The following is a 22,601-nucleotide window of genomic DNA, read 5'->3' as shown; positions in this document are numbered from 1 at the left end:
GGTGACGGCCGACCGGCCCCGTGGCGGCGCCGGACCACCACCCCGACCGCCCGTCACCCGCCGGTGACCTCACCACGGTCGGACGGCCGTGCCGTGCCGTCCCGCCCGGGAGCGAGCAGCCTTGGTTCCAGCGAGGGAAGGAACGCGATGACCGCCCCAGACGACATGAGCACCCCGCAGCGCACGGGCACTACGGAGGGCACGAGCACTCCGCAGGGCACGAGCACCCCGCAGGGCACGGAGGGTACGAGCGCCCCGGACGGCTCCGGCGGCGTGCACGACCTGCGGTCCGCGCTGGCCCGGCTGGCCGGGCACCCCGGCCAGCTGATCGAGACGGACCACCCGGTGGACCCGAGCGCCGAACTCGCCGGTGTCTACAAGCGGGTGGGCGCGGGCGGCACGGTGGAGCGCCCCACCCGCACCGGCCCGGCGATGATCTTCAACAACGTCACCGGCTACCCGGGCGCGAGGGTGCTCGTGGGCCTGATGGCCAGTCGGGACCGGGTCGGCCTGCTGCTGGACGCGCCGCCGCGGCGCCTGACGCAGCGCATGGGGCAGGCGATCAAGGACGCGATCAGCCCGGTGACGGTCGGCCCGGACCGGGCACGCTGCCAGGAGGTGGTGCACCGCGCCGACGACCCGGACTTCGACCTGCGCACCCTGCTGCCCGCACCGACCAACACGGAGCAGGACGCGGGCCCGTACTTCTGTCTCGGCCTGGTGCTCAGCAGCGACCCGGAGGGCGAGAAGGGCACGGACGTCACGATCCACCGGCTGTGCGTCCAGGGCAGGGACAAGCTGACCATCTTCTTCGCGCCCGGCCGGCACATCGACGCCTTCCGCAGGAAGGCCGAGGCGCGAGGCGAGCCACTGCCGGTCTCGGTCAACATGGGCCTGGACCCGGCCATCCACATCGGCGCCTGCTTCGAGGCCCCGACCACCCCGTACGGCTACGACGAACTGGCGGTCGCCGGCGGGCTGCGCGGCAGGCCCGTCGAACTGGTCGACTGCGTCACCCAGCCGGAGCGGAGCATCGCCGCCGCCGAGGTGGTCATCGAGGGCGAGATCCTGCCCGGCGTGCGCGAGGCGGAGGACCAGAACACCCGCACCGGGCACGCCATGCCGGAGTTCCCCGGCTACGACGGCCCCGCCAACCCCGCCCTGCCCGTCCTCAGGGTCACCGCGATCACCACCCGCACCGACCCCATCCTCCAGACCCTGGTCGGACCGGGCGAGGAGCACGTCAGCCTGGCCGGCATCCCCACCGAGGCGAGCATCTACAACGCGTGCGAGGCGGCGATGCCCGGCTTCGTCACCGAGGTGTACTCCCACCGCTCCGGCGGCGGCAAGTTCCTCGCCGTGCTGAAGGTGAACAAGACGAACTCCTTCGACGACGGGCGCGCCCGGCAGGCGGCCCTCGTCGCCTTCGGCGTCTACTCGGAACTGAAGAACGTCATCCTCGTCGACGAGGACGTGGACATTTTCGACACCGACGACGTCCTGTGGGCCATGCAGACCCGTATGCAGGGCAACCGCGACGTCATCGCCGTCCCCGGGGTCGCCGGGCACGTCCTGGACCCCTCGCAGACGCCCGAGTACGACCCGACCCTGCCCGCCAGGGGCACCACCGCCAAGACCGTCTACGACGCCACCGCCCCGTACGCGCTGCGCGACGAGTTCACCCGCGCCCACTTCCGCGACGTCGACCCCCGGCCCTACGCCCCCGGCCTCTTCCCCGGGACCGGCGACCCCCCGGCCGGCGAGGGCGCTCCCGGCGCCGGCGGTCAGGTGCACCACACCCGCTCCCGGAGCAGCCACCACGACTGACCCCACGTCCCCTGCCGGACCGACCAAGGAGAAGACCATGCCCGAACAGCGCCGGGTGATCCTCGCGGTGACCGGAGCGGGCGGCACCCGACTGGCCGGACGGGTGCTGCACGCCCTCGTCGACGACGACCGGGTCGGTCACGTGGACCTGCTCGTGTCCTCCAACGGCCGACGGCTGATCGCCCACGAACTGGGCGGCACTCCCGCGGACGACCCCTTGCCGCGGCTGCTGGGCGGGCCGTCGCGGAAGGTGACCGTACTGCACCCCGAGGAGGACTTCGCCGCCCCGCCGTCCTCGGGCAGTTACCGCACCTGGGGCATGATCGTGCTGCCGTGCGCCATGGGCGTGATGAGCCGGATCGCGCAGGGCCAGTCCGACACGCTGATCGAACGCGCCGCCGACGTGTGCCTGAAGGAGCGCCGCCCGCTGCTGCTGTGCGTCCGGGAGACGCCGTTCAACCTCATCCACCTGCGCAACATGGTCCAGGTCACGGAGGCGGGCGCCGTCGTCTACCCGATGATCCCGACGTACTACAACGTCCCGCGCACCCTGGAGGAGATGGACGACGAGTTCGTCACCCGCCTCCTGGAGTTCGCCGGCCTCGACCGCGGCGACGCCTACGAGTGGCACGACGGCGGCTCCCCCGCCTACCGGAAGCGCGTCGCGTCGACGCGGGACGCCTCGTGACGGCTACCGCTCCGGCGGGATGCGGTAGACCGAGACGTGCGAACGGGACTCGTCGGTGAACTCGGCGCCGGTCCAGTCGGCGTGCCGGGTCTCCAGCTCGAAGCCGGCCAGTTGCGCCATGAGGTCGAGTTCGGCCGGCCAGATGTAACGGTGGGGGCTGCGGACGAGCCGGGCCTCCCGGGTCGAGCCGAACCGGAAGTGGTGCGACACGACCTGCTGGCGCACGAGGTCGTAGGTGTCCAGTCCGATGTAGTCGGGGTCGGTCGTCCAGACGGTGACGGACCGGCCGTGCGGGGTCTTCTGCGGTTCGGGGACCCAGAGCTCGATCACGAACCGGCCGCCGGGCGTGAGATGGCGGGCCGCGTTGCGGAAGCACTCGACCTGTTCGGCCTGGGTGAGCAGGTTGGAGATCGTGTTGTAGACCAGGTAGACCAGGGTGTACCGCCCGGGGACGACGGTGGTCGCCATGTCGCCGACGACCACGGGGACGGTGGCCTCGTCCGCCTTGGCCCGCAGCCGCTCCACCATGGGCTGTGACAACTCGATGCCGGTGACCGGGACGCCCCGTTCGGCGAGCGGGACGGCCACCCGGCCGGTCCCGACGGCGAACTCCAGCGCTGCCCCGCCGTCCGCGAGCTCGGCGAGGCGGTCCACGGTCGGGCCCAGCACCTCGGGCGCGAACATGCCGGTGCCGGGTGTGTCGTAGCGCTGGGCGACTTCGGCGTCCCAGATCTCTTCCTGTCGGATCTCTTCCTGTCGCATTCCGTCCACGGTCGCCTCCGGACGGCGTGTTGTCCAACGGTTTTCCCGCCCGCCGCGGCCCGGTTCCGCGGCCGGGGCGCCGTGCCGTCAGCCGGCGTACACCCGGCCCTGCTTCACCACGTAGTGGGTCGGCTCGGAGCAGCCGAGGGACGGCGTGAGCAGCAGGCTCACCGTGAGCGGCGCGGGCTCGGTGCCCGCCGTCGAGAACCGGCAGACGGCGCCCCGGCCCGTCAGGGGGTACCAGAACCAGCCGTCGACGTCGCCGACGGTCACCCGGTCCGACTCCTTCCAAGTGCCGTCGGCCCGGGTGAAGACCTGAAGGCGTACGGAGGCGGCGTACTCGTCCTCCGTCGAACGCAGCGCGGTCAGGGTGATCCTGTAGTCGGTGCCGAGGACGGAGGAGGCGATCTGCCGGGTCTGCGGCGCGGCGGTGTCCGCCCGGGAGGCGCCTGCGCCGACGGCCACGGCGGTGGTCGCCGCCAGGGCGACGAGGGCGGCGGCCGTGCGGCGACGGAGGCGAGGACGAGTCAGGTTCATGAGGTGTTCCCCCGTTGGAACGAGTTGGTACGGATGGCCGGGAATCATCCCGTTTGTTAATGAAGACACCGTAAAGGGCACAAAGGTTCCACGCGGCCCGGCGCGGGCCGCCCGCGGCCGCCGGCGGGCCGCCGGTCACCCCTCGCCGGTCACCCCTCGCGCCGGGCGGCCCGGTCCGACGCCGGCCAGACGTACGGCAGATCGTCGGGGACGTCGGGGAAGAGGGGCAGGTAGAACACGGGGTCCTTGCGGACGAGCGCCGACCGGTGACTGCGGTGGAACGCCGGGTCACCCAGCCACGGCGGCAGCTCGCCGTCCTCGGCGAGCTGCTCCTGCGTGCGGATCCCCGCGCCGGCGCGCCGCCCGGGGAAGCCGGTCACCAGCGAGGCGGCGCAGGTGTCGGCGCGTCCCGTCGCCGTCCAGGCGTCGCACATCTGAAGGCCGTAGCGCACCAGCGCCTCCTCGTACCCGGTCCACATGCGCACCGCCGGGTGGTGCCGCCAGCCGTAGCCGGGGACCGTCAGACCGCGCAGCACCTGAAGCGTCTCGACGCGCTGCTTGCCCAGCCGGCGCGGGTCCAGGGCGGCGGCCGACGCGGCGAAATCGGGGTACGGCAGGAAAGTCTGCATGGTCCATCCCCGGCACGGCGGCCGGCCGTCCGCAACCGCGCGTGCGGCGAACGAGCCGTACGCCGAGCGGCGCCGCCGTCCGTGGCCACCGTGACGGCGCCGCCCGGTCCGGGCGCGCGCCCGTGCTGAGCGGGTGGCGAAACGGATGCATGGTGGACCCATGATCGAGCTCGCTGTGCTCTTCGCCGTCCTGGGGGCCGCCAGCAACGCCGTGGGCACCGCTTTCCAGCGCAAGGCCGCCTCCACCGTGGCCCAGGGAGGCGGTCTGCGGCTGCTGCGCGCGCTGGTGCGCAGGCCCGCGTGGTGGATCGGCATCGCGGGGGTGGTGGGAGCCGCGCTGTGCCAGGCCCTCGCCCTGGTCAACGGGCCCATGGCGCTGGTCCAGCCCCTGTTCATGCTCGAACTGCCGTTCGCCCTGCTGATCGCCGTGCCCCTGCTGCACCGCCGCCTGTCGGCCGCGGCCTGGTGGGCGGTCGCCGCGGTGGTGGCCGGGCTCGCCCTGCTCCTGATCGCGGCGGCCCCCTCCGGGAACCGGCACCAGGCCTCCATGGAGCGGTGGATCCCCGTGCTGGTGCTCACCCTGGGAGCGATGGCCGTGGCGGTCGTCCTCGCCCGCTCCGCGTCCTCGCCGCTGTTCCGCGCCGCCGCGCTGGCGACGGCCGCCGCGGTCGGCAACGCGCTCACCGCGGCCCTGCTGAAGTCGGCCACGGACCGCCTCGCCGACGACGGGCTGCCCGCCTTCCTCACCACCTGGCAGACCTACGGATTCGCGCTCACCGGCGTCGCGTCCGTCCTGCTCCTGGAGAACGCGCTCCAGGCCGGCCCGCTGGTCGCCTCGCAGCCCGCGCTGACCATCGGGGACGCGGCGGTGAGCCTCGTCCTGGGGGTCGCGCTGTTCGACGAGACGGTCCGCGCGGGCTGGTGGCTGGTGCCCGAGGCGATCGGCGCACTCCTGATCCTGTGGGGCGTGGTCCGGCTGACCCGGGTGGTGCCCCAGCTCGCCGACGTCGTGGGGTGAGGTGTGGCGGGCGACGCCGTGCCGTGGGTCCCCCGGCGCGCGGTGGCGTCGATGCCGTACGACGCACGGAACCGGCCGGCGACCGTTCGCGGTCGCCGGCCGGTCCCGTGTGCGTGCTATCGGCCCAGGGCCGCGGCGCCCGCCTGCGCGTACTTCTCGTCCAGCGTGCCGGACGGCGCGCCGGCGACGCCGATGCCGGCGATCGGGGCGTTGCGGGAGGTGACGGGGACACCGCCGCCGAGGAAGAGGGTGCCGGGGATGTCCTTCAGGTTCGGCGTCTGCTCCAGGCGCCCGGCCAGCTCGGAGGTGGGCGCGTTCCAGGACACCGCGGTGAACGCCTTGCGCTCGGCCGACTCGTACGACTGCGGACCGGCGCCGTCGCCGCGCAGGGTGACGACCGTGCTGCCGTTGCGGTCGACGACGGCGACCGTCACCCGCTGGCCCTCCTGCTCGGCCGCGTGGAGGGCGGCCTGCGCGGCCCGGGTGGCGGCCTCGATCGTCAGGTGGGTGGAGGTGGTGGTGGTACCGGCCGCGGCGGCCGCGGCCGGAGCGGAGGCCGGAGCGGAGGCGTTCGCGGACACCGTGCCGAAGGCCGCGGCGCCGACGACGGCGAGGGCGGCGGCGCCGGTGGTGACGCGGGCACGCCTGGAGAGGGACTTCATGCTGGTCTGCTCCTCGGATCGGATGGGGCGGCCGCTGTGGTCCCGGCTGCCCGTCTGCTCTCCACCCTCGCCCCGCACCGGGGGCCGGAGGGTCGGCGGTCCGGCTGCTCCCGGCCTGCGGAACGGGTGACGGCGGTGTCATCCGATCGGTTGACCCGCCCGCCGTGGAGAGCCCGCACAATGGGAGTGTTTGCGCAGTTCAGCGCGGCAGGACCGAGGAAACGGGCGGAAGGGAGACGGGTGCGCGTGCCGAAGCCGTACGACCCGGACAACCGGTGGCTGGGTGCCGTCATGCACACGGCGTTCTTCCTGCTGCTCGGCGGTGCCCTGGCCCGCTTCCTGCTGCGCCACCCGGGCGAGCCCCGCACCCCGTGGATCATCGGCCTGTCCGTCGCCCTGGCCGCACTGCACCTGCTCGGATCGGCTGTGCCCAAACCTGCCGTGCCGGGACCGGCCGGGGTCGAGCCCTCCGTGCCCGGATCGGCCGGGCCCGAGCCCTCCCCGCCCGAGCCCGCCGTGCCCGGACCCGCATGGCTCGGTCCCGCATGGCTAGGACCGGTCCGGTTCGGCGCCGTCGTCGTGGTGTGGATGGTGCTCGTGGAGCTCGCGCCCAGTTTCTCCTGGTGCGCGGTGCCGCTCTTCTACACGGGCCTGCGCACCCTGCCGACCCGTGCGGCCCTCGCCCTGGTGACCGTCCTGACGGCGTTCGTCGTCGCCGCGCAGCTCCGGCTCGCCGGGACCTTCGACCCGAACCTGCTGCTCGCGCCCCCCGCCGTCGCCGCCATCGCCACGGCCGTGTTCCTGGGGACCGAGCGGCAGGCCGCCCGGCAGCGCGCCCTGATCGACGATCTGATCCGCACCCGCCGCGAACTCGCCGCGTCGGAGCGCCGCACGGGCACCCTCGCCGAACGCCAGCGGCTGTCCATGGAGATCCACGACACCCTCGCGCAGGGCCTGTCCAGCCAGCGCATGCTGCTCCAGGCCGCGGACCGGGTGTGGGAGTCCGACCCGGACAAGGCGCGGGCCCACGTCCGGTCCGCCGCGTCCGTCGCGGAGCACAATCTCACCGAGGCCCGGCGCTTCGTGCACGACCTCGCCCCCGCCGACCTCGCCCGCGGCGGCGGCCTCGACGTCGCGCTGCGCGCCCTGGCCGCGCGGGAGTCCGGCGACCGCCTCACCGTACGCGTCCACGTCGACGCCGGCGGTCGGCCCCCGCGGCTGCCGGACCGCGTCCAGTCGGCCCTGCTGCGCATCGCCCAGGGAGCCCTGGCCAACGTCCGGGAGCACGCGGGCGCGTCCACCGCCGCGCTCACCCTCACCCTCCTGGACGACCAGGTGGTCCTGGACGTCACCGACGACGGACACGGCTTCGACCCGGCCGCGCCGCCCGCCTCCCCGGCCGGGGCGCGCGGGCACGGCCTGCCCGCGATGCGTGCCCGGCTGGGACAGCTCGGTGGCACCCTGACCGTCGAGTCGGCGCGGGGCGAGGGCACCGTCCTGTCCGCCGCCGTCCCCCTGGAGGCAACCCGATGACCCACCCCGCGGCACCGGCCGCCGTCCGGCCCCCCGTGCGCATCCTGGTCTGCGACGACCACGTGGTCGTCCGGGCCGGACTGCTCGCCCTGCTCGACAGCGCCCCCGGCATCGAGGTGGCCGGCGAGGCGGGAACCGGCGAGGAGGCGCTCGCCCTCGCCGCCAGGCTGACGCCGGACGTCGTGCTGATGGACCTGCAACTGGGCGCGGGCATCGACGGGGCGGAGACCACCCGCCGCCTCACGACCGCCCCCGGACCCCGCCCGCACGTCCTCGTGCTGACCACCTACGACACCGACGCCGACATCACCCGTGCCATCGAGGCGGGCGCGACCGGCTATCTGCTGAAGGCCGAACGCCCCGAGGAACTCTTCGCCGCGATCCACGCCGCCGCCCAGGGCCGTACGGCACTCTCCGCGCCGGTCGCCGGCCGGGTCATGGCCAACATGCGCAGCCCACGCCCCTCCCTCACGGACCGCGAACGCGACATCCTGGCCCAGCTCGCCCTCGGCCTCGGCAACCGGGAGATCGCCCGGGCCCTGTTCATCAGCGAGGCCACGGTCAAGACGCATCTGCGCCGGATCTACGACAAGCTCGGCGTGGACACCCGCGCGGGCGCCGTCGCGGTCGCGAAGGAACAGCGCCTGCTGCCGTGACACCCCCTGCACGCCCCGCCCGTCCGGTCGGCTCCTTTTCCCGGCCGACGGCGTTCCCGAATTCTTGCGGATCCGGTGACGGCTTCATGGATTTCCGTGCGTCGAATATGTGAAAGAGGTGCAGGAGAGGCCCGCCCCGGAATCCGAAATCCCCTTATGTCGGCGGGGACTTGATCGGGCGAACTCCTGTGCAGTAAGCAAATGCATCATGAATCTGTTCAGTCGCGGTACGTCGTTCCGCCGCCCCGCACTCCCGGACGCGCCCGAATCCGGCTACGGCGCCTCCGGATCCGCCACCGCCGTGCTTCCGGACCCCGCCCTGGCGGAACTCACCGGGGACTGGGTCATCGACCCCGCGCACAGCAGGATCGGGTTCTCCGTCCGGCACGCCATGGTGACCACGGTCCGCGGGGCGTTCACCGAGTACGAGAGCCGCCTCTGGTTCGACGGCCGGGACCCGGCCCGGTCACGGGCGGAGATCGTGCTGTCGACCGCCAGCGTCGACACCGGCGTGGAACAGCGCGACGCCCATCTGGTGGGCCGCGACTTCCTCGACGCCGCGGCCTACCCGCACATGCGGTTCACCAGTACCGCCGTGGAACTCGGCGGCCCCGACGTCTACCGCATGACCGGTGACCTCACCATCAAAAGAGTCACCCGGTCCGTCGTCCTGGAACTCACCTACATCGGCCACGTCACCGACCCGTTCGGCTACCAGCGGGCCGGGTTCGACGGCACCACCACCATCGACCGCTGCGCCTGGGGCCTGGCGTACAACTCGCGGCTGGCCGAGGGCGGGGCGATGGTGAGCGAGAAGGTACGCCTCCAGTTCGACATCGCCGCCATCCGTACCGCCCCGCCGGCCGGCTGACGTCGGGGGAGCCGACGTCCGGGCGTGCGGGACGCCCGCCCGCCGACCGGCTCGCGCCGCCGCCCCCGGCGTGGCACGCCGGGGCACGTGTGCGCGGCACGGTGTACTGAGGGCCGGCCGCGACGCAGGGAGGCAGACGTGACGGTGAGCCGGCTCGGCCTGGTCGTGCACGGCGGGCGCCCGGAAGCCGTGGCGGCCGCCCGCACCGTCCGCGCGTGGTGCGCGGAACACGCCGTGCCCTGCGCGGACATCGACGTGTGGCGGGACCACGCACGGCGCAGCGCGGGTGAGGAGATCGACGCCGCCGGCGATCCCGACCTCGTCGTCACCCTGGGAGGCGACGGCACCTTCCTGCGCGGCGCCCGGCTGGCCGCCGAGCACGACGCCCTCGTCCTCGGCGTCGACCTGGGGCGCGTGGGCTTCCTGACGGAGGTGCCCGTCGCCGACGTCCGCACCGCCCTGGACGCCGTACGGGAGGACCGGCTCACGGTGGAGCACCGCATGCTGCTCACCCTGCGCGCCTCGCGCCGGCTGGAGGTGCCGGCCGGGATGGAGGCGCTGCTGCGGTACGGGCGAGGGCCGCTGCTGCCGCCTCCCCGGGTACGCCCCGACTGCGAGGTCGACGACGAGTGGGGCATCCCGCTGAACGTCTTCGCGCTCAACGACATCGTGCTGGAGAAGCTGTCGAGGGACCGCCAGGTGTCGGTCGGCGTCTACGTCTCCGGCCGGCTCCTGGCGTCCTACTCCGCCGACGCCCTGCTCGTGGCGACGCCCACGGGCTCGACCGCCTACAGCTTCGCCGCCGGAGGCCCCGTCGTCTCACCCCGCGCCGACGCGCTGGTCTTCACCCCGGTCGCCCCGCACATGACCTTCGACCGCTCGGTCGTCACGGCCCCGGACGAGCCCGTCGGGCTGCGGGTGCTCGAACGGTCGGGCCAGGCCGCCGTCAGCGTCGACGGCCAGCTGCGCGGTGTGCTCGACCCGGGGGACTGGATCGGCGTGTACGCGGCCCCGCGCCGGCTGCGGGCGGCCCGCCTGGGGCGCATGGACTTCTACGGCCGGCTGCGCGAGCGGATGAGGCTGACCGACGCCCCGGCCGCGGTCGCCGACGGGACCGCGGCGCCCTTGTGGTCGGTCACCACCCCGCCGCCGGGCGACATGGCCCACCTCGCGCTGCCGACGGGCCCGGACGAGCCGGCTCCGTAGCCGTAGCCGGCTCCGTAGCCGTAGCCGACCCCGGAGCCGTAGCCGACCCCGGAGCCGTAGCCGGCCCCGGCGACGCTGCCGGCGCCACGGGCGCATCAGGGGCCCCCATCGTGCTCGCCCAACCTCTGGGCTTGCTCAAGAGGGGCTTGGGGCGGCCCCGGGCCGGGGCACCCTCGGAGCAGCCGGTGCGGACGACGCCCGGCCGTCGGGGGGAGAACGGACATGATGGTTGCCTTCGTCCTGGTGGGTCTGGCCGTGGTGGGGCTGGTCGCCCTGTGCACCTGGCTGGTGCGGCGGGCCTGGCGCCGGGCCTGGGAGGACCTGGCATGGCAGGCGTCCCGTGCCGGGGGATCCGGGGGAGCCGGGGCCCGCGGCGGCGGGGCCGTGTACGCGGGAGGCGTCGCGGCGACGAGCGGCGCGGGCGGCGGTTCGGCCGGCGACTCGTCCTGGTACGTCACGGACACCTCGTGCGACGGCTCGACGAGCGGTTCCTCGTGCGGCGGCTCGACGTCCTGCGGCGGCAGTTCGTCGTCGTCCTGCGGCAGCTCGTCCTCGTGCGGGAGCAGCTCGTCCTCCTGCGGCAGCTCCTGCTGACGCCGACGGCCCGGCCACGCCACGTCGGGCTTCGGACCGCGTCGCGTCGGGCTTCGGACCAGGCCGCGTCGGGCTCCGGACCGCGCCGCGTCGGGCCCCCGACCGATTCGCCCCGGGCCGCCGACCGCGTCGCCCGCACGCCACCGCGCTCCCCGCGGCGGCGGCGAGGACCCGTCAGACGTCGGGCGGTACGGACGCGAACTCGCGCTCCAGGTGGCCGGTGTCCAGCCGCAGCCGCCACCGGTTGCGACGGCGTGCCCGCGCCAGCGCGGCCTGGAGCGGGGAGGGCGGCACCGCGAGGACGGGACAGGCGGCGTGGGCCAGGCAGTACCGGCCGACCGACGGCCACAGCGCCCGGCCCAGCGGGCCGCGCCGCCCGGCTCCCACGACGAGCAGGTCGTCCGCACGGCCCGCGATCCCCACCAGCGCGCGGCCCGGCGCGTCCCGGGCGACGCGGGCCCGGACGGGCAGGTCGGCGCCGCTGTCGCCGAACACGTCACGCAGCGCGGACAGCAGGGTCCGCCGGGCCAGCCGCTCATGGTCCTCGCCCGCGACGGACGCCTCCGGGAGCCGGTGCGCGGCGAGGTGTCCGCCGGGCGGCTGCCAGGCGAGCACGGGCCACAGCTCCGCCCGCCGGTGCCGGGCCTCGGCGGCGGCCCGGCGCAGCGCCGTGAGGCTTCCGGACGAACCGCTGACTCCGACGACGACACGCGTGACCGGACGCCCGTCGGACACGGACATCGCCTCCCCGTTCTCCCCGCGCCGGCGGACGGGCCCTCCCGTCCGCCGAGCGCCACCGCGACCTCTTCCACCCCCGCTCCTGCCCCGGATCGCCGCGGACTTGCCACTCCGGCCGCACGGTCGTCGGCGGCAGGGGGCCCGTGGGGACGCGGTGTCAGGCCCGCGTCCCCACGGGCGGTCTCGGGTGCCGGGCGGCCTCCGTCCGGCTCGGCGCGGGCCCGGGTGTCCTAGGCGGTCGAGGTGACGCGGGTGACCGCCTGCAGGGTCAGGTCGCGGCTCTGGGGGGCCGTGTCCAGGGAGCGGTGCAGCGCGAGGCCCTCGATCAGGGCGTCGAGCTGCCGGGCGGTGTCGGCGTCGAAGTGCCGTTCCAGGAGCCGGCGGCTGCGGTGCATCCAGTTCTGGGTGAGCTCGCGGTACTCCGGACGCCGGGCGGCGAGGGTGTACAGCTCGTGGGCGAGGATCAGGTCGCGGCGGGAACCCTCGGACAGGGCGTGGACGAGGTCGGTGACGGCTTCCCGGGCCTCGGCGGGGGTGCGGGTCGGGCCCAGATGGTGCTCGAAGACGGTGACGATGCGGTCGGCGAAGCGCCGGAACGCCTCGTGGAGCAGGTCGTCGATGCCGGCGAAGTGGTAGGTCATCGACCCGAGGGGGACGCCGGCCCGGCCCGCGATCCTGCGGTGGGAGACGCCGGCGACCCCTTCGTCGGCGATGTGGTCGAGGGTGGCGGCGAGGATGCGCTCCCGCCGCTGCGGGTCGGTGTGTCCGGTGGCCATGGGCGTGCGCCGGTCAGATGTCCCGGACGGGCCGGGCCGGGTTGCCGACGGCGACGACGTTCGCGGGGACGTCCCGGGTGACGACCGCGCCGGCGCCGATGACGGAGTTGTCGCCGATCGTCACGCCCGGGCAGACGATGACGCCACCGCCGAGCCAGACGTTGTCGCCGATGGTGATCGGCAGGGCGGCTTCCAGCTTGTCCCGGCGCGGGCCGGGCTCCACGGGGTGGGTGGGGGTGAGGAGCTGGACGTTGGGGCCGATCTGGCAGTCCTCGCCGATGGTGATCGCCGCGACGTCCAGGGCGGTCAGGTTGTAGTTGACGAAGGTGCGGGCTCCGATGCTGATGTTGCTGCCGTAGTCGACGTGGAGCGGCGGGCGCAGCTCGACGCCGTCGCCGACGGAGGCGAGCAGTTCGGCCAGGAGCGGCCGCGCCGCGGCGGCGTCCTCGACGTAGGCGGCCTGGTAGCGGGCGGCGAGCCGCAGGGCGCGCTGCTGACGCCGGGCGATCTCGGGATCGTCGGCGATGTAGAGGTCGCCCGCCAGCATGCGTTCGAGGTTGGTGCGCGGGTCGCCCGCGAAGTGGTCCGTCGGCATGCGTACGATCGTACACTTCGGAACGTACGGTCGTACACTCCGGTGTCGCACAGGACGCGCCGCCGCATACGACGCGCGCTCCCGCGCACGACGCGCGCTCCCGCGCACGCCGGGTGGCCGGTCCCCGTCGCGGGAACCGGCCACCCCAGTCGCCCTGTCCGTGCCCTCAGTCCCTCAGGCCCTCAGTCCCTCAGGCGAGCGTGACCTCGACGGGCAGTTTCTTGATGCCGTTGACGAAGTTGGACCGGACGCGCGGGACGTCTCCCGTGAGCCTGATGTCCGCCAGGCGCGGGATCAGCTCCTCGAACATGATGCGGATCTCGGTGCGGGCCAGCAGGTTGCCCAGGCACAGGTGCGGGCTGCCCTTGCCGAAGGTGACGTGGTCGTTGTCCCTGCGGGCGACGTCGAAGTCGTAGGGGTTGCCGAAGACCTCCTCGTCGCGGTTGCCGGAGGCGAACCACATGACGACCTTGTCGCCCTCCCTGACCCGCTTGCCGCCGAGCTCGACGTCCCGGGTGGCGGTGCGGCGGAAGTGGTAGACGGGGGAGGCCCAGCGCAGGAACTCCTCCACCGCCGTCGGGATGAGGGAGGGGTCCTCCTGGAGCCGGGCGAGCTGCTCGGGGTGCTGGAGGAGGGCCAGCATCGAGTGGGTGATGGTGTGGCGGGTGGTCTCGTTGCCGGCGACGACCAGGAGCAGGAAGTAGTTGTCGAAGTCCTGGGGGGAGAGGGGGACGCCGTCGCGCGGGGTCTCGTTGACGAGCCGGGAGATCAGGTCGGTGCCGGTGCCGCCGCGCCGCTGCCGGGCCAGTTCCCGGCCGTACTCGAAGACCTCCAGGGAGGCGGGGGAGCGGAAGGGCAGGTCGCGGTACTTCTCGCTCTCCTCGCTGTGCAGGAGGACGTCGGCGTAGTCGGGGTCGGTGTTGCCGATGATGCGGTTGCCCCAGTCGATGAGCTGCTGGTTGTCCTCCGGCGGCACGTCCAGGAGGCGGGCGAGGACGTTGATGGGGAAGTCCGCGGAGACCTCGCCGACGAAGTCGAAGGTGCCCTTGGCGAGGGCCGTGTCCAAGGTGGTGGCGGTCAGGCCGCGCAGGAAGTCGGCGTAGCTGTTGATCACGTTCGCGCCGAACTGGCGCTGGAGCAGGCTGCGCAGGGCGCGGTGGCGGACGCCGTCCAGTTCCAGGATGGAGGCGCGCTTCTTGATCTGGTCGTCGTCCACCTCCTCCAGGTTCACGAACCGGGTCGAGGTGAAGGTCTCGGCGTCGCGGTCGACGCGGGCGATGTCGGCGTGCCGGGTGACGGCCCAGAAGCCGGAGTTCGGGGCCTCCTCGGGCTGCCAGTGGACCGGGTCCTCGTGGCGCAGGGTGTGGAACATGCGCCACGGGGTGACGCCGTCGGTGAAGTTGTCCAGGTTCGCGAGGTCGACGTCGGCCAGGGGCAGCGGCTCGCGCACGGCCTCGGTCGCGGACTGGGCGGTGGTGGTCATGGGGTGTGTGGTCACGGGGTGTGGGCTCCTCGGCGTCACAGGTGGTAGGCGTACTCGGTGAACTCCCAGTCGGTGACGTGCCGGTGGAAGCGCGCGACCTCGTCGCGCTTGTACGAGAGGTAGGAGGCGGTGAAGTCCTTGCCGAGCACCTCGGTCAGCGCGGTGTCCGCCTCCAGGGCGTCCAGCGCCGCGGGCAGGGTCGTCGGCAGGACGGCGGCCTTCGTGATGTCGTAGCCGTAGCCCTCCAGCGGGGCGGGGGGCTCCTCGCCGGCCAGGACGCCCAGGAGGGCCGCCGCCAGGGTGCCGGCGATCAGCAGGTAGGGGTTGGCGCTCGCGTCGCCCAGACGCAGTTCGAGGCGGGAGCCGGAGCCGCGCTCGGGCGGGATGCGGACCATCGCGCTGCGGTTGTCAAGGCCCCAGTCGATCAGCCAGGGCGCGAGGGTGTCGGGGCCGAAGCGTTTGTAGGAGTTGACCGTGGGGTTGGCCAGCGCCGCGAGTGCGGGGGCGTGGGCGAGGACGCCGGCCACCGCGTGGCGCGCGGTGGCGGACAGGCCGTAGGGGGCGGCCGCGTCGTCGAAGGTGTTGTCGCCGCGGTCGTCCACGCAGGACAGGTGGAGGTGGAAGCCGGAGCCGCCCGCGCCGTTGAACGGCTTGGCCATGAAGGTGGCGAGGCGGCCCTCCTTGCGGGCCAGTTCCTTGACCGCCGCCTTGAAGCGGAAGGCGCGGTCGGCCGCTGAGAGGGCGTCCGAGTGGGTCAGGTTGATCTCGAACTGGGACCCGTCGAACTCGTGGTTGCCGCTGCTGACGCCGATGTCCAGGTCGCGCAGCAGGCGCAGGGTGCGCAGCAGGTGGTTGTCGCCGTCCGCGCGCAGGCCCGCCGTGTAGACGACCCCCTCGGCGTCGCTGTAGCGGCGCCAGCCCGCGGGGGTGTCCGGGGCCGCGTCGCAGAGGAAGTACTCCAGCTCCGGGCCCACCACCGGGCGCAGGCCGTGCTCGGTACACCGGTCGATCACGGCGCGCAGCAGGTCGCGCGGGGACTCCGGCGCGGGCAGCCCGGTCGCCGGGTCGGTGACGTCGCCCAGACAGCCGGCGACGCCCGGCTCCCACGGCAGCGCGGTCAGGGTGTCCAGGTCGGGGCGTACGCAGATGTCGGGCAGGCCGGCGTCCAGGCCCCCGGCCACCGGGACGACGTCGCCCTGGGGGCTGGTGTGGTAGACGGCGCGGCAGAAGGCGAGGCCGTGGTCGCAGGCGGAGGGCAGATGGTCCAGCAGGACGTCCCGGGCCCGTTCGGTGCCGATGAGGTCGGGATAGGTCACCCGGACCACGTCGATGCCCTCGGCGGCCAGCCGCTCCATGTGGTGCCGGACGGATGGGATGTCGGATGCGCTCACCGGTGTCTCCTCCAGTGAAAGGGGGCGCCTCCCGGAGCGCTGGGCGCTGGGGGAGAGGAAAAGGGGGCGCGGCTCTCGGGCTGCGGGGGAAGTGCGCAGGACGCCGCTTGTTTGGTGCCAAACGGTATGGACGCCTTCACCTTCCCGCAAGGGGTCTGTCGCAGAAATTTATCCATCCGGATAGCTATTGACCAGACCTCCGCCGCTTCTTATGTTGTTTGAAGCCAAACGAGTTGGGGGTCGGCGTCAGCCCACCCCTTTGGCCGGGGCCCGGCCCCCTGTGGTCCGGGCCCCTCTTCCCCTCTCCCCGACGCCCCCTCAGCACCAGGAGGACCGGCCATGAAGGTCGTCGTCGACATGAACAAGTGCCAGGACCACGGCCAGTGCGTCTTCGCCGCACCCGACGTCTTCAGCTTCGACGACGCCGGGCACCTGGCCTACGTCCCCGACCCCGACGAGGCGCTGCGCGACGAGGTCGAGGAGGCAGCCGACGTCTGCCCCCTCCAGGCCATCCGGATCGAGGACTGAGCCGATGAGCACCTCCGTCGTGGTGGCCGGCGCCTCCATGGCCGGCCTGCGCGCCGCCGAGCAGCTGCGCGCCGCCGGCTGGGACGGGCCGATCACCCTGGTCGGCGACGAGCCCCACATGCCCTACAACAGGCCCCCGCTGTCCAAGGAGGTCCTGGCCGGCACCGCACCGTTCGACTCGCTCGCCTTCCGGCCCCGCGCCAGCGTCGCGGACGTGCGGTGGCGCCTGGGCACCAGGGTCGTCGCCGCCGACCTCGACCGGCACGTCGTCGAACTCGACGACGGTGAGGTCCTGCCCTACGGCGGCCTGGTCGTGGCCACCGGCATGCGGCCCCGGCGGCTGCGCTGCCCCGGCCCCCGCACCGGCCGGCACACCGTCCGCACCCTGGCCGACGCCCGGGGACTGCGGGAGGCGCTCACCCGGCCCGGCGCGCGCGTGGTCGTGGTCGGGGCCGGATTCATCGGCTGCGAGGTGGCCGCCACCGCCGTGGCCCTGGGCGCCGCCGAGGTCACCGTGGTCGACCCGCTGCCGCTGCCCATGGCCGGCCCGCTGGGCGACCTGCTCGCCCGGGCACTGCTCGACCGCCACCAGCAGCGGGGCGTCCGCTTCGCCCTCGGTACCGGGGTCACCGGCTTCGAGGGCGACGACCGGGTCACCGGCGTGGTCCTGGCCGACGGCACGGTGCTCGCCGCCGACGTGGTCGTGGAGTCGGTCGGCTCCGTCGCCAACACCGAGTGGCTCGACGGCAACGGCCTGGACCTGACCGACGGCGTGCTCACGGACGAGCACCTGCGGGCCGGCGGCCGCCCCGACGTCATCGCCGTCGGCGACGTCGCCCGCTTCCCCAACGCCCGCTACGACGGCGTCCCGCGCCGCGTCGAGCACTGGTCGATCCCCACGGACACCGCCAAGCACGCCGCCAAGGTGCTCGCCGCCCACCTCACCGGCGCCGACGCCGGCCTCCCGCCGTTCGCCCCGCTGCCCACCTTCTGGAGCGACCAGCACGACTTCCGGCTCCAGTCCTTCGGCGCCCCCGCCCTCGGCAAGGAGGACGTGCGCGTCCTGGACGGCGACCTCGACGGCGACGTCCTGGTCGGCTACCACACCGGCGGCCGCCTGGTCGGCGTCGTCGCCCTCGGCGGGCAGGCCGCCGCGGCAGCCGCCGCCCGCCACCGCGCCGCACTCCTCCAGCAGCCCGCCCTCACCGCGTAAGGAACCCCCAGTGACCAGTGTCCGTGGATTCTTCCACCCCAAGACGGCGACGGGTGCCTCGTCGCTGATCCCCTCGCCGCCCTGGCGCTACTCCGGCGACCTGCTCACCGTCGAGTACCGCACCGACCCGGCCCGCGTGCGCGAACTGCTGCCCGAGCCGCTCGAACTCGCCGAGGAGGACCCCGGCGCGGTCGCGCTGATCTGGGCCGACTGGCAGTCCTGCTCCGCGTCGGGCCAGGAGCTCCTCGACCCGGTGCTCGCCCAGTACAAGGAGGCCTTCGCGGTCGTCCGCTGTCAGTACAAGGGACAGACCTACACCCGCTGCGTCTACATCTGGGTCGACAAGGACTTCGCGATCGCCCGCGGACTGCACCAGGGCTACCCGAAGAAGCTCGGCTCCCTCCACCAGACCCGCCCGCACCCCTACGGGCCCGCCCCCCGCATCGAGGCCGGCGCCCGCTTCGGCGCCACCCTCGCCGCCGCCGACCGCCGCCTCGCCCAGACGGTCGTCACCCTGCGCGAGCCCTCCGAGACCAACGGGTTCGTCAACGGCCACCCCATGGCCCACCACCGCTGGCTGCCGTCCATCGAGAAGGGCAAGGGGCTGGCACTCGACGAGCTGATCGAGTCCGGCGCCGCCTCCTTCGAGGGCGGGCAGCCCTGGGTCGGCGACGCCGAGCTGGAGCTGTTCGAGGCGCCCACCGAGGAGCTGGCCCGGCTGGAGATCCGCGAGCCGATCGCCGCGTACTACCGGCAGGTCGGCGTGGTCTGGGACGGCGGCCGGCTCCTGGAGTCGAACACCTCCGCCGCCGAGTGACCCCTTCGTCCCCCCACCAGGAGCCCCGAACATGAGCGCACACATCACGACGGTGGCCGGAGTCGCCGTCGACACCCGGCACTGGATCGGCGGCGAACGCGTCGCCTCCACCGACACCTTCACCGACGTCTCCCCGATCGACGGCGGCGCCCTCGGCGAGATCGCCCGCGGCACCGCCATCGAGGCCGCCGCCGCGGTCGCCGCCGCCAAGGCCGCCTTCCCCGGCTGGGCCGCCACACCGCGCGCCGAGCGCGCCCGCATCCTGCACGCCGTCGCCGACGGCGTGGAGAAGCGCATCGAGGAACTCGCCATCGTCGAGACCCACGACAACGGCGCCCTGCTGCGCTCCCACCGCCGCGGCGTCATGCCCCGCGTCGCGCACAACTTCCGCTTCTTCGCCGACTGGCTGCTGACCCTGGACCACGAGGACTTCGACACCCGCGGCCACACCAACCACGTCTCCTGGGACCCGGCCGGCCCGTGCGTGCTGATCACCCCGTGGAACGCCCCGCTGATGCTCGCGACCTGGAAGGTCGCCCCGGCCCTCGCCGCCGGGAACACCGTCGTCCTCAAGCCCGCCGAGTGGTCCCCGCTCACCGCCTCGCTGCTCGCCGACATCGCCGCCGAGGCCGGCCTGCCCGCCGGTGTCCTCAACGTGGTGCAGGGCCTGGGCTCGGAGATCGGCGACGCGCTCACCTCCCACCCGGACGTGCGCCGGATCAGCTTCACCGGTTCGGTGCCGACGGCGAAGCGCATCTCCGCCTCGGCCGCCGCGAACCTGACCCCGCTCAGCCTCGAACTCGGCGGCAAGTCCCCGCTGCTGGTCTTCGCCGACGCCGACCTGGACCTCGCCGTCGACCTCGCGGTGGAGCAGTACGACAACGCCGGCCAGGTCTGCCTCGCGGCCACCCGCATCCTCGTCGAGGAGCCGGTCGCCGAGGAGTTCACCCGCCGGTTCACCGAGAAGGCGGCTCAGCTGCGGCAGGGCGACCCGCGCGACGAGGCCACCGACATCGGGCCGAACATCCACGAGCGCCAGCTGGAGAAGATCGACGGCTTCGTGCGGCGGGCGATCAGCGCCGGTGCGCGCGCGGTCATCGGCGGTTCCCGGGGGGAGGGGCGGTACTACCGGCCGACGCTGCTGGCCGACGTCGCACAGGACTCCGAGATCGTCCAGGAAGAGGTCTTCGGCCCGGTCCTGACCCTCCAGACCTTCCGGGACGAGGAGGAGGCGGTCCGCCTGGCCAACGACACCCGCTTCGGTCTGGCCGCCACCGTCGCCACCGGCGACCCCGAGCGCGCCGAACGCGTCACCGCCCAGCTGGTCGCCGGCACCGTCTGGGTCAACTGCTTCTTCGTCCGCGACCTCCAGGCGCCCTTCGGCGGCTCCCGCCACTCGGGCGTCGGCCGCGAGGGCGGCACCTGGAGCTTCGACTTCTACTGCGACCTGAAGAACACCGTCACCGCACCGAAGGGCTGGAAGGACCATGGGTGAGATCGTCGGGGCGGGCCTGCTCGCCCACGTCCCCACCATCGTGCTGCCCGAGGCCGACCGGCTGGAGCTGAACGAGGGCAAGGAGATCACCCTCGTCACCGGGCTGAACGAACTGAGGCGGGACGTCTTCGCACGCGACGACTACGACACCGTCGTGGTCCTCGACTCCCACTGGGCCACCACCGTCGAGTTCGTCGTCACCGCGCAGGACCGCAGGGCCGGCCTCTTCACCTCGGAGGAGCTGCCGCGGGGCATGTGCCGGATGCCCTACGACTACCCGGGCGACCCCGAACTCGCCCACAACATCGCCTCGTTCGCCGACCGGCACGGCACCTGGATCACCCCGATCGACGACGCGTACCTGCCGGTCTACTACGCCACGATCAACCTGTGGAAGTTCCTCGGCGAGGGACTGCCGGACAAGCGGTGGGTGACCATCGGGGTCTGCCAGACCGGCGACATGGAGGACCACCTGCGCCTCGGCCGCGCGCTGGCCGACGGCATCGCGGCCACCCCCGGCCGCCGCGTCCTGCTGATCGCCTCCGGCGCCCTCTCGCACACCTTCTGGCCGCTGCGCGAGCTGCGCGACCACGAGGCCAGCGACCCGGTCCACATCTTCACCCCCGAGGCCCGTGAGGCCGACCACGAGCGGATCGCCTGGTTCAAGGAGGGCCGCCACGACAAGGTCCTCGACACCATGGACGAGTTCTGGAAGTACAAGCCCGAGGCGAAGTTCTTCCACTACCTGATGATGGCCGGCGCCCTCGGCGAGCAGGCGTGCACCGCCAAGGCGCGGCAGTACGGCGCGTACGAGAACTCCATCGGCACCGGCCAGGTCCACCTCTGGTTCGACCGCCCCGAGGGCGGCTGGACCGGCGCCTGACGACGTCCCCGAAGCAGCCCCCAGAAAGGCCCCCCGCCATGCCCGAGTACCGCCGCATCCTCCTCGACGGCGCGACCGTCGAGGTCACCGTCGACGGCGACGAACTGGTCGCCGGTGACGGCCGCCGCGTCAAGATCGACGAAGCCCAGCACCTGCCGCCGGTCGTCCCCTCCAAGGTGATCGCCGTCCACCTCAACCACCGCAGCCGGGTGGACGAGTTCCAGATCGGCCTGCCCGACACGCCGACCTACTTCCACAAGCCCACCTCCTCGCTCAACTCCCACAAGGGCGCCATCGTCCGCCCCGAGGGCTGCAAGTGGCTCAACTACGAGGGCGAGGTCGCCATCGTCATCGGGAAGACCGCGCGGAACATCGCCCCGGCCGACGCGGGCGACCACATCGCCGGCTACACGGTCGCCAACGACTACGGCCTGCACGACTTCCGCGACACCGACGCCGGCTCCATGCTCCGCGTCAAGGGCTCCGACACCCTGTGCCCGCTGGGCCCCGGCCTGGTCACCGACTGGGACTTCCACGGCAAGCGGCTGCGCACCTACGTCAACGGCGAGGTCGTCCAGGACGGCTCCACCGACGAGATGACCTGGGACATGCACTACCTCGTCGCCGACATCGCCCGCACCATCACCCTGTACCCCGGCGACGTGCTGCTGTCCGGCACGCCCGCCAACTCCCGGCCCGTCCAGCCGGGCGACGTCGTCGAGGTGGAGGTCGAGGGCCTGGGACGGCTCACCAACCACGTCGTCACCGGCCCCACCGCCGTCCGGACCGACGTCGGCGCCCAGCCCACCGAGTCCGAGGAGGTGCTCTCCACCGCCCTCGGCGGCGACTGGGAGTTCCGTGGCATCAGGCCGCCGAAGCGCTGACCCGAGGCCCGCCGGTAGGGTCGACGCCATGACCGACCCCGTCGACCCCACCGGCGAGCACCGCCCCCGCAAGCGCGTGACGAACTACGGCACCGGGCGGGTCGCCCTGCTGGACGCGGCCGTGCGCGTGGTGGCCCGGGGCGGTCTGCGCAAGCTCACCTACCGGGCCGTCGCCCAGGAGGCCGGAGTCACCCACGGGCTCGTCGTGCACCACTTCGGTTCCCGTGACGCGCTGATCGAGGAGGCCGTCACCCACGCCATCCGCTCCTCGCTGAACAGCAGCGCGCTCGACATCGGCACGGGCCGGGCGGCCGACTTCGCCACCGGCCTCCCGGACATGGTCGAGTCCGGCCCCGAGCTCCAGGCCTTCCAATACGAGCTGCTGCTGGAGGCCCGGCGCAGGCCGGAGCTGCTGCCGCACCTGCGGAGCCTGTACGAGGAGTACTTCGAGGCCAGCCGGCGCGAGCTGTCCCGGCTGCTGCCCGAGCCGGTGGGCCGGGGCATGTCCCGGCTCATCTTCGCCGCGCTGGAGGGGCTGGTCCTGCACCAGCTCGTCTTCGGCGAGCGCGAGGTCACCGAAGAGGCGCTGACGGAGCTGCGCGCCCTGCTGGAAGGGCTGGCCGAGGACCCGTCCGGGAGCTGATCCCGAGCTCCACGAGGTCGTCCGCCCGCCCGGTCGCGGTGCAGTGGCATTGCCCCCCGGTCACAGCGGCGTACGTTGCCCCCCGGTCGCGGTGCCGTGGCGTTGCCCCCGGTCGTGGTGCCATGGCGTTGCCCCCGGTCACGGCGGCGTGGCGTTGCCCCCCGGTCACGGC

At 73.5% G+C, this 22,601-nt stretch carries 24 protein-coding genes; 15 read left to right on the top strand and 9 right to left on the bottom strand.

The features are described from left to right. Nucleotides 1-147: 147 nt before the first annotated feature. Nucleotides 148-1,827, top strand: coding sequence for a UbiD family decarboxylase (locus ACFYWQ_RS37800; protein ID WP_389523428.1), 1,680 nt, complete (start codon nt 148-150; stop codon nt 1,825-1,827). 37 nt (nt 1,828-1,864) lie between these two features. Beyond that, nucleotides 1,865-2,515, top strand: a complete 651-nt coding sequence (locus ACFYWQ_RS37795; protein WP_389523426.1) for a UbiX family flavin prenyltransferase — start codon at nt 1,865-1,867, stop codon at nt 2,513-2,515. 3 nt (nt 2,516-2,518) lie between these two features. Here ACFYWQ_RS37795 and ACFYWQ_RS37790 read toward each other — a convergent pair whose 3' ends face one another. From ACFYWQ_RS37790 to ACFYWQ_RS37780, 3 genes are all read right to left on the bottom strand, one after another. Further along, on the bottom strand, nt 2,519-3,262 hold the full coding sequence (locus ACFYWQ_RS37790; protein WP_389523729.1) for a class I SAM-dependent DNA methyltransferase: 744 nt from the start codon (nt 3,260-3,262) through the stop codon (nt 2,519-2,521). A 102-nt stretch (nt 3,263-3,364) separates the two neighbouring features. Then, a complete protein-coding gene (locus ACFYWQ_RS37785; protein WP_389523423.1) occupies nt 3,365-3,814 on the bottom strand; it encodes a hypothetical protein in 450 nt (149 codons plus the stop codon). 149 nt (nt 3,815-3,963) lie between these two features. Next, nucleotides 3,964-4,443, bottom strand: coding sequence for an MSMEG_6728 family protein (locus ACFYWQ_RS37780; RefSeq protein WP_389523419.1), 480 nt, complete (start codon nt 4,441-4,443; stop codon nt 3,964-3,966). Nucleotides 4,444-4,603: 160 nt separating this feature from the next. Between ACFYWQ_RS37780 and ACFYWQ_RS37775 the strand changes: the two genes are divergently transcribed. Then, nucleotides 4,604-5,461, top strand: coding sequence for a DMT family transporter (locus ACFYWQ_RS37775; RefSeq protein ID WP_389523416.1), 858 nt, complete (start codon nt 4,604-4,606; stop codon nt 5,459-5,461). 116 nt (nt 5,462-5,577) lie between these two features. Here ACFYWQ_RS37775 and ACFYWQ_RS37770 read toward each other — a convergent pair whose 3' ends face one another. Then, nucleotides 5,578-6,123, bottom strand: a complete 546-nt coding sequence (locus ACFYWQ_RS37770; protein ID WP_389523413.1) for a heme-binding protein — start codon at nt 6,121-6,123, stop codon at nt 5,578-5,580. A 291-nt stretch (nt 6,124-6,414) separates the two neighbouring features. Here ACFYWQ_RS37770 and ACFYWQ_RS37765 point away from each other — a divergent pair, with 291 nt between their 5' ends. The 5 genes from ACFYWQ_RS37765 (at nt 6,415) to ACFYWQ_RS37745 (ending at nt 10,983) form a co-directional block, all read left to right on the top strand. After that, nucleotides 6,415-7,656 (top strand): sensor histidine kinase, encoded by a 1,242-nt coding sequence (locus tag ACFYWQ_RS37765; protein ID WP_389523726.1) that lies wholly within the window; start codon nt 6,415-6,417, stop codon nt 7,654-7,656. Then, a complete protein-coding gene (locus ACFYWQ_RS37760; RefSeq protein WP_389523411.1) occupies nt 7,653-8,312 on the top strand; it encodes a response regulator in 660 nt (219 codons plus the stop codon). Before ACFYWQ_RS37765 ends, ACFYWQ_RS37760 begins: the two co-directional genes overlap by 4 nt. A 208-nt stretch (nt 8,313-8,520) precedes the next feature. Beyond that, entirely contained in the window at nt 8,521-9,183 is a 663-nt protein-coding gene (locus tag ACFYWQ_RS37755; RefSeq protein ID WP_389523408.1) for a YceI family protein, read from the top strand. A gap of 138 nt (nt 9,184-9,321) precedes the next feature. After that, the gene (locus tag ACFYWQ_RS37750; protein ID WP_389523406.1) at nt 9,322-10,389 is read left to right on the top strand and encodes an NAD(+)/NADH kinase; all 1,068 of its coding nucleotides are present in this window, start codon (nt 9,322-9,324) and stop codon (nt 10,387-10,389) included. Nucleotides 10,390-10,611: 222 nt separating this feature from the next. Continuing rightward, complete coding sequence (locus tag ACFYWQ_RS37745) at nt 10,612-10,983, top strand: hypothetical protein (protein ID WP_389523403.1); 372 nt, start codon at nt 10,612-10,614, stop codon at nt 10,981-10,983. Between the two features lie 174 nt (nt 10,984-11,157). Here the strand turns inward: ACFYWQ_RS37745 and ACFYWQ_RS37740 are convergent, their stop codons facing one another. The 5 genes from ACFYWQ_RS37740 to ACFYWQ_RS37720 form a co-directional block, all read right to left on the bottom strand. After that, nucleotides 11,158-11,724: a universal stress protein gene (locus ACFYWQ_RS37740; RefSeq protein WP_389523400.1), complete on the bottom strand. Its 567-nt coding sequence runs from the start codon at nt 11,722-11,724 to the stop codon at nt 11,158-11,160. A 227-nt stretch (nt 11,725-11,951) separates the two neighbouring features. Next, nucleotides 11,952-12,497: a TetR/AcrR family transcriptional regulator gene (locus tag ACFYWQ_RS37735; protein ID WP_389523397.1), complete on the bottom strand. Its 546-nt coding sequence runs from the start codon at nt 12,495-12,497 to the stop codon at nt 11,952-11,954. Between the two features lie 13 nt (nt 12,498-12,510). Next, complete coding sequence (locus ACFYWQ_RS37730; protein WP_389523394.1) at nt 12,511-13,092, bottom strand: sugar O-acetyltransferase; 582 nt, start codon at nt 13,090-13,092, stop codon at nt 12,511-12,513. Between the two features lie 190 nt (nt 13,093-13,282). Continuing rightward, nucleotides 13,283-14,575: a cytochrome P450 gene (locus tag ACFYWQ_RS37725; protein ID WP_389523722.1), complete on the bottom strand. Its 1,293-nt coding sequence runs from the start codon at nt 14,573-14,575 to the stop codon at nt 13,283-13,285. 35 nt (nt 14,576-14,610) lie between these two features. Beyond that, a complete protein-coding gene (locus ACFYWQ_RS37720; protein WP_389523391.1) occupies nt 14,611-15,966 on the bottom strand; it encodes a glutamine synthetase family protein in 1,356 nt (451 codons plus the stop codon). Between the two features lie 339 nt (nt 15,967-16,305). On the opposite strand from ACFYWQ_RS37720, the gene ACFYWQ_RS37715 reads away from it, so the two are divergent. Genes ACFYWQ_RS37715 through ACFYWQ_RS37685 form a run of 7 tightly spaced genes read left to right on the top strand, consistent with a single transcriptional unit; the run spans nt 16,306 to nt 22,429 of the window. Continuing rightward, entirely contained in the window at nt 16,306-16,494 is a 189-nt protein-coding gene (locus ACFYWQ_RS37715; protein ID WP_086728499.1) for a ferredoxin, read from the top strand. Nucleotides 16,495-16,498: 4 nt separating this feature from the next. Beyond that, on the top strand, nt 16,499-17,707 hold the full coding sequence (locus ACFYWQ_RS37710) for an NAD(P)/FAD-dependent oxidoreductase (RefSeq protein WP_389523387.1): 1,209 nt from the start codon (nt 16,499-16,501) through the stop codon (nt 17,705-17,707). 10 nt (nt 17,708-17,717) lie between these two features. Then, on the top strand, nt 17,718-18,524 hold the full coding sequence (locus tag ACFYWQ_RS37705) for an acetoacetate decarboxylase family protein (protein WP_389523384.1): 807 nt from the start codon (nt 17,718-17,720) through the stop codon (nt 18,522-18,524). A gap of 31 nt (nt 18,525-18,555) precedes the next feature. Continuing rightward, a complete protein-coding gene (locus ACFYWQ_RS37700) occupies nt 18,556-20,019 on the top strand; it encodes an aldehyde dehydrogenase (protein ID WP_389523381.1) in 1,464 nt (487 codons plus the stop codon). Further along, a complete protein-coding gene (locus ACFYWQ_RS37695) occupies nt 20,012-20,902 on the top strand; it encodes a 3,4-dihydroxyphenylacetate 2,3-dioxygenase (protein ID WP_389523378.1) in 891 nt (296 codons plus the stop codon). The genes ACFYWQ_RS37700 and ACFYWQ_RS37695 overlap by 8 nt, the downstream gene beginning before the upstream one ends. A gap of 38 nt (nt 20,903-20,940) precedes the next feature. Continuing rightward, entirely contained in the window at nt 20,941-21,786 is an 846-nt protein-coding gene (locus ACFYWQ_RS37690) for a fumarylacetoacetate hydrolase family protein (RefSeq protein WP_389523375.1), read from the top strand. A gap of 28 nt (nt 21,787-21,814) precedes the next feature. Further along, nucleotides 21,815-22,429: a TetR/AcrR family transcriptional regulator gene (locus tag ACFYWQ_RS37685; protein WP_389523373.1), complete on the top strand. Its 615-nt coding sequence runs from the start codon at nt 21,815-21,817 to the stop codon at nt 22,427-22,429. Nucleotides 22,430-22,601 lie beyond the last annotated feature (172 nt).

It is taken from the genome of Streptomyces sp. NPDC003247, assembly GCF_042888135.1.
Classification (GTDB): domain Bacteria; phylum Actinomycetota; class Actinomycetes; order Streptomycetales; family Streptomycetaceae; genus Streptomyces.
This window is presented reverse-complemented; position numbering and strand designations above follow the sequence as displayed.

What these genes read in the sequence shown, in the direction of transcription:
- ACFYWQ_RS37800 (WP_389523428.1), top strand. Translation starts at nt 148, where the DNA reads ATGACCGCCCCAGACGACATGAGCACCCCGCAGCGCACGGGCACTACG.
- ACFYWQ_RS37795 (WP_389523426.1), top strand. Translation starts at nt 1,865, where the DNA reads ATGCCCGAACAGCGCCGGGTGATCCTCGCGGTGACCGGAGCGGGCGGC.
- ACFYWQ_RS37785 (WP_389523423.1), bottom strand. Translation starts at nt 3,814, where the DNA reads ATGAACCTGACTCGTCCTCGCCTCCGTCGCCGCACGGCCGCCGCCCTC.
- ACFYWQ_RS37780 (WP_389523419.1), bottom strand. Translation starts at nt 4,443, where the DNA reads ATGCAGACTTTCCTGCCGTACCCCGATTTCGCCGCGTCGGCCGCCGCC.
- ACFYWQ_RS37775 (WP_389523416.1), top strand. Translation starts at nt 4,604, where the DNA reads ATGATCGAGCTCGCTGTGCTCTTCGCCGTCCTGGGGGCCGCCAGCAAC.
- ACFYWQ_RS37770 (WP_389523413.1), bottom strand. Translation starts at nt 6,123, where the DNA reads ATGAAGTCCCTCTCCAGGCGTGCCCGCGTCACCACCGGCGCCGCCGCC.
- ACFYWQ_RS37765 (WP_389523726.1), top strand. Translation starts at nt 6,415, where the DNA reads ATGCACACGGCGTTCTTCCTGCTGCTCGGCGGTGCCCTGGCCCGCTTC.
- ACFYWQ_RS37760 (WP_389523411.1), top strand. Translation starts at nt 7,653, where the DNA reads ATGACCCACCCCGCGGCACCGGCCGCCGTCCGGCCCCCCGTGCGCATC.
- ACFYWQ_RS37755 (WP_389523408.1), top strand. Translation starts at nt 8,521, where the DNA reads ATGAATCTGTTCAGTCGCGGTACGTCGTTCCGCCGCCCCGCACTCCCG.
- ACFYWQ_RS37745 (WP_389523403.1), top strand. Translation starts at nt 10,612, where the DNA reads ATGATGGTTGCCTTCGTCCTGGTGGGTCTGGCCGTGGTGGGGCTGGTC.
- ACFYWQ_RS37740 (WP_389523400.1), bottom strand. Translation starts at nt 11,724, where the DNA reads ATGTCCGTGTCCGACGGGCGTCCGGTCACGCGTGTCGTCGTCGGAGTC.
- ACFYWQ_RS37735 (WP_389523397.1), bottom strand. Translation starts at nt 12,497, where the DNA reads ATGGCCACCGGACACACCGACCCGCAGCGGCGGGAGCGCATCCTCGCC.
- ACFYWQ_RS37730 (WP_389523394.1), bottom strand. Translation starts at nt 13,092, where the DNA reads ATGCCGACGGACCACTTCGCGGGCGACCCGCGCACCAACCTCGAACGC.
- ACFYWQ_RS37725 (WP_389523722.1), bottom strand. Translation starts at nt 14,575, where the DNA reads ATGACCACCACCGCCCAGTCCGCGACCGAGGCCGTGCGCGAGCCGCTG.
- ACFYWQ_RS37715 (WP_086728499.1), top strand. Translation starts at nt 16,306, where the DNA reads ATGAAGGTCGTCGTCGACATGAACAAGTGCCAGGACCACGGCCAGTGC.
- ACFYWQ_RS37710 (WP_389523387.1), top strand. Translation starts at nt 16,499, where the DNA reads ATGAGCACCTCCGTCGTGGTGGCCGGCGCCTCCATGGCCGGCCTGCGC.
- ACFYWQ_RS37700 (WP_389523381.1), top strand. Translation starts at nt 18,556, where the DNA reads ATGAGCGCACACATCACGACGGTGGCCGGAGTCGCCGTCGACACCCGG.
- ACFYWQ_RS37695 (WP_389523378.1), top strand. Translation starts at nt 20,012, where the DNA reads ATGGGTGAGATCGTCGGGGCGGGCCTGCTCGCCCACGTCCCCACCATC.
- ACFYWQ_RS37690 (WP_389523375.1), top strand. Translation starts at nt 20,941, where the DNA reads ATGCCCGAGTACCGCCGCATCCTCCTCGACGGCGCGACCGTCGAGGTC.
- ACFYWQ_RS37685 (WP_389523373.1), top strand. Translation starts at nt 21,815, where the DNA reads ATGACCGACCCCGTCGACCCCACCGGCGAGCACCGCCCCCGCAAGCGC.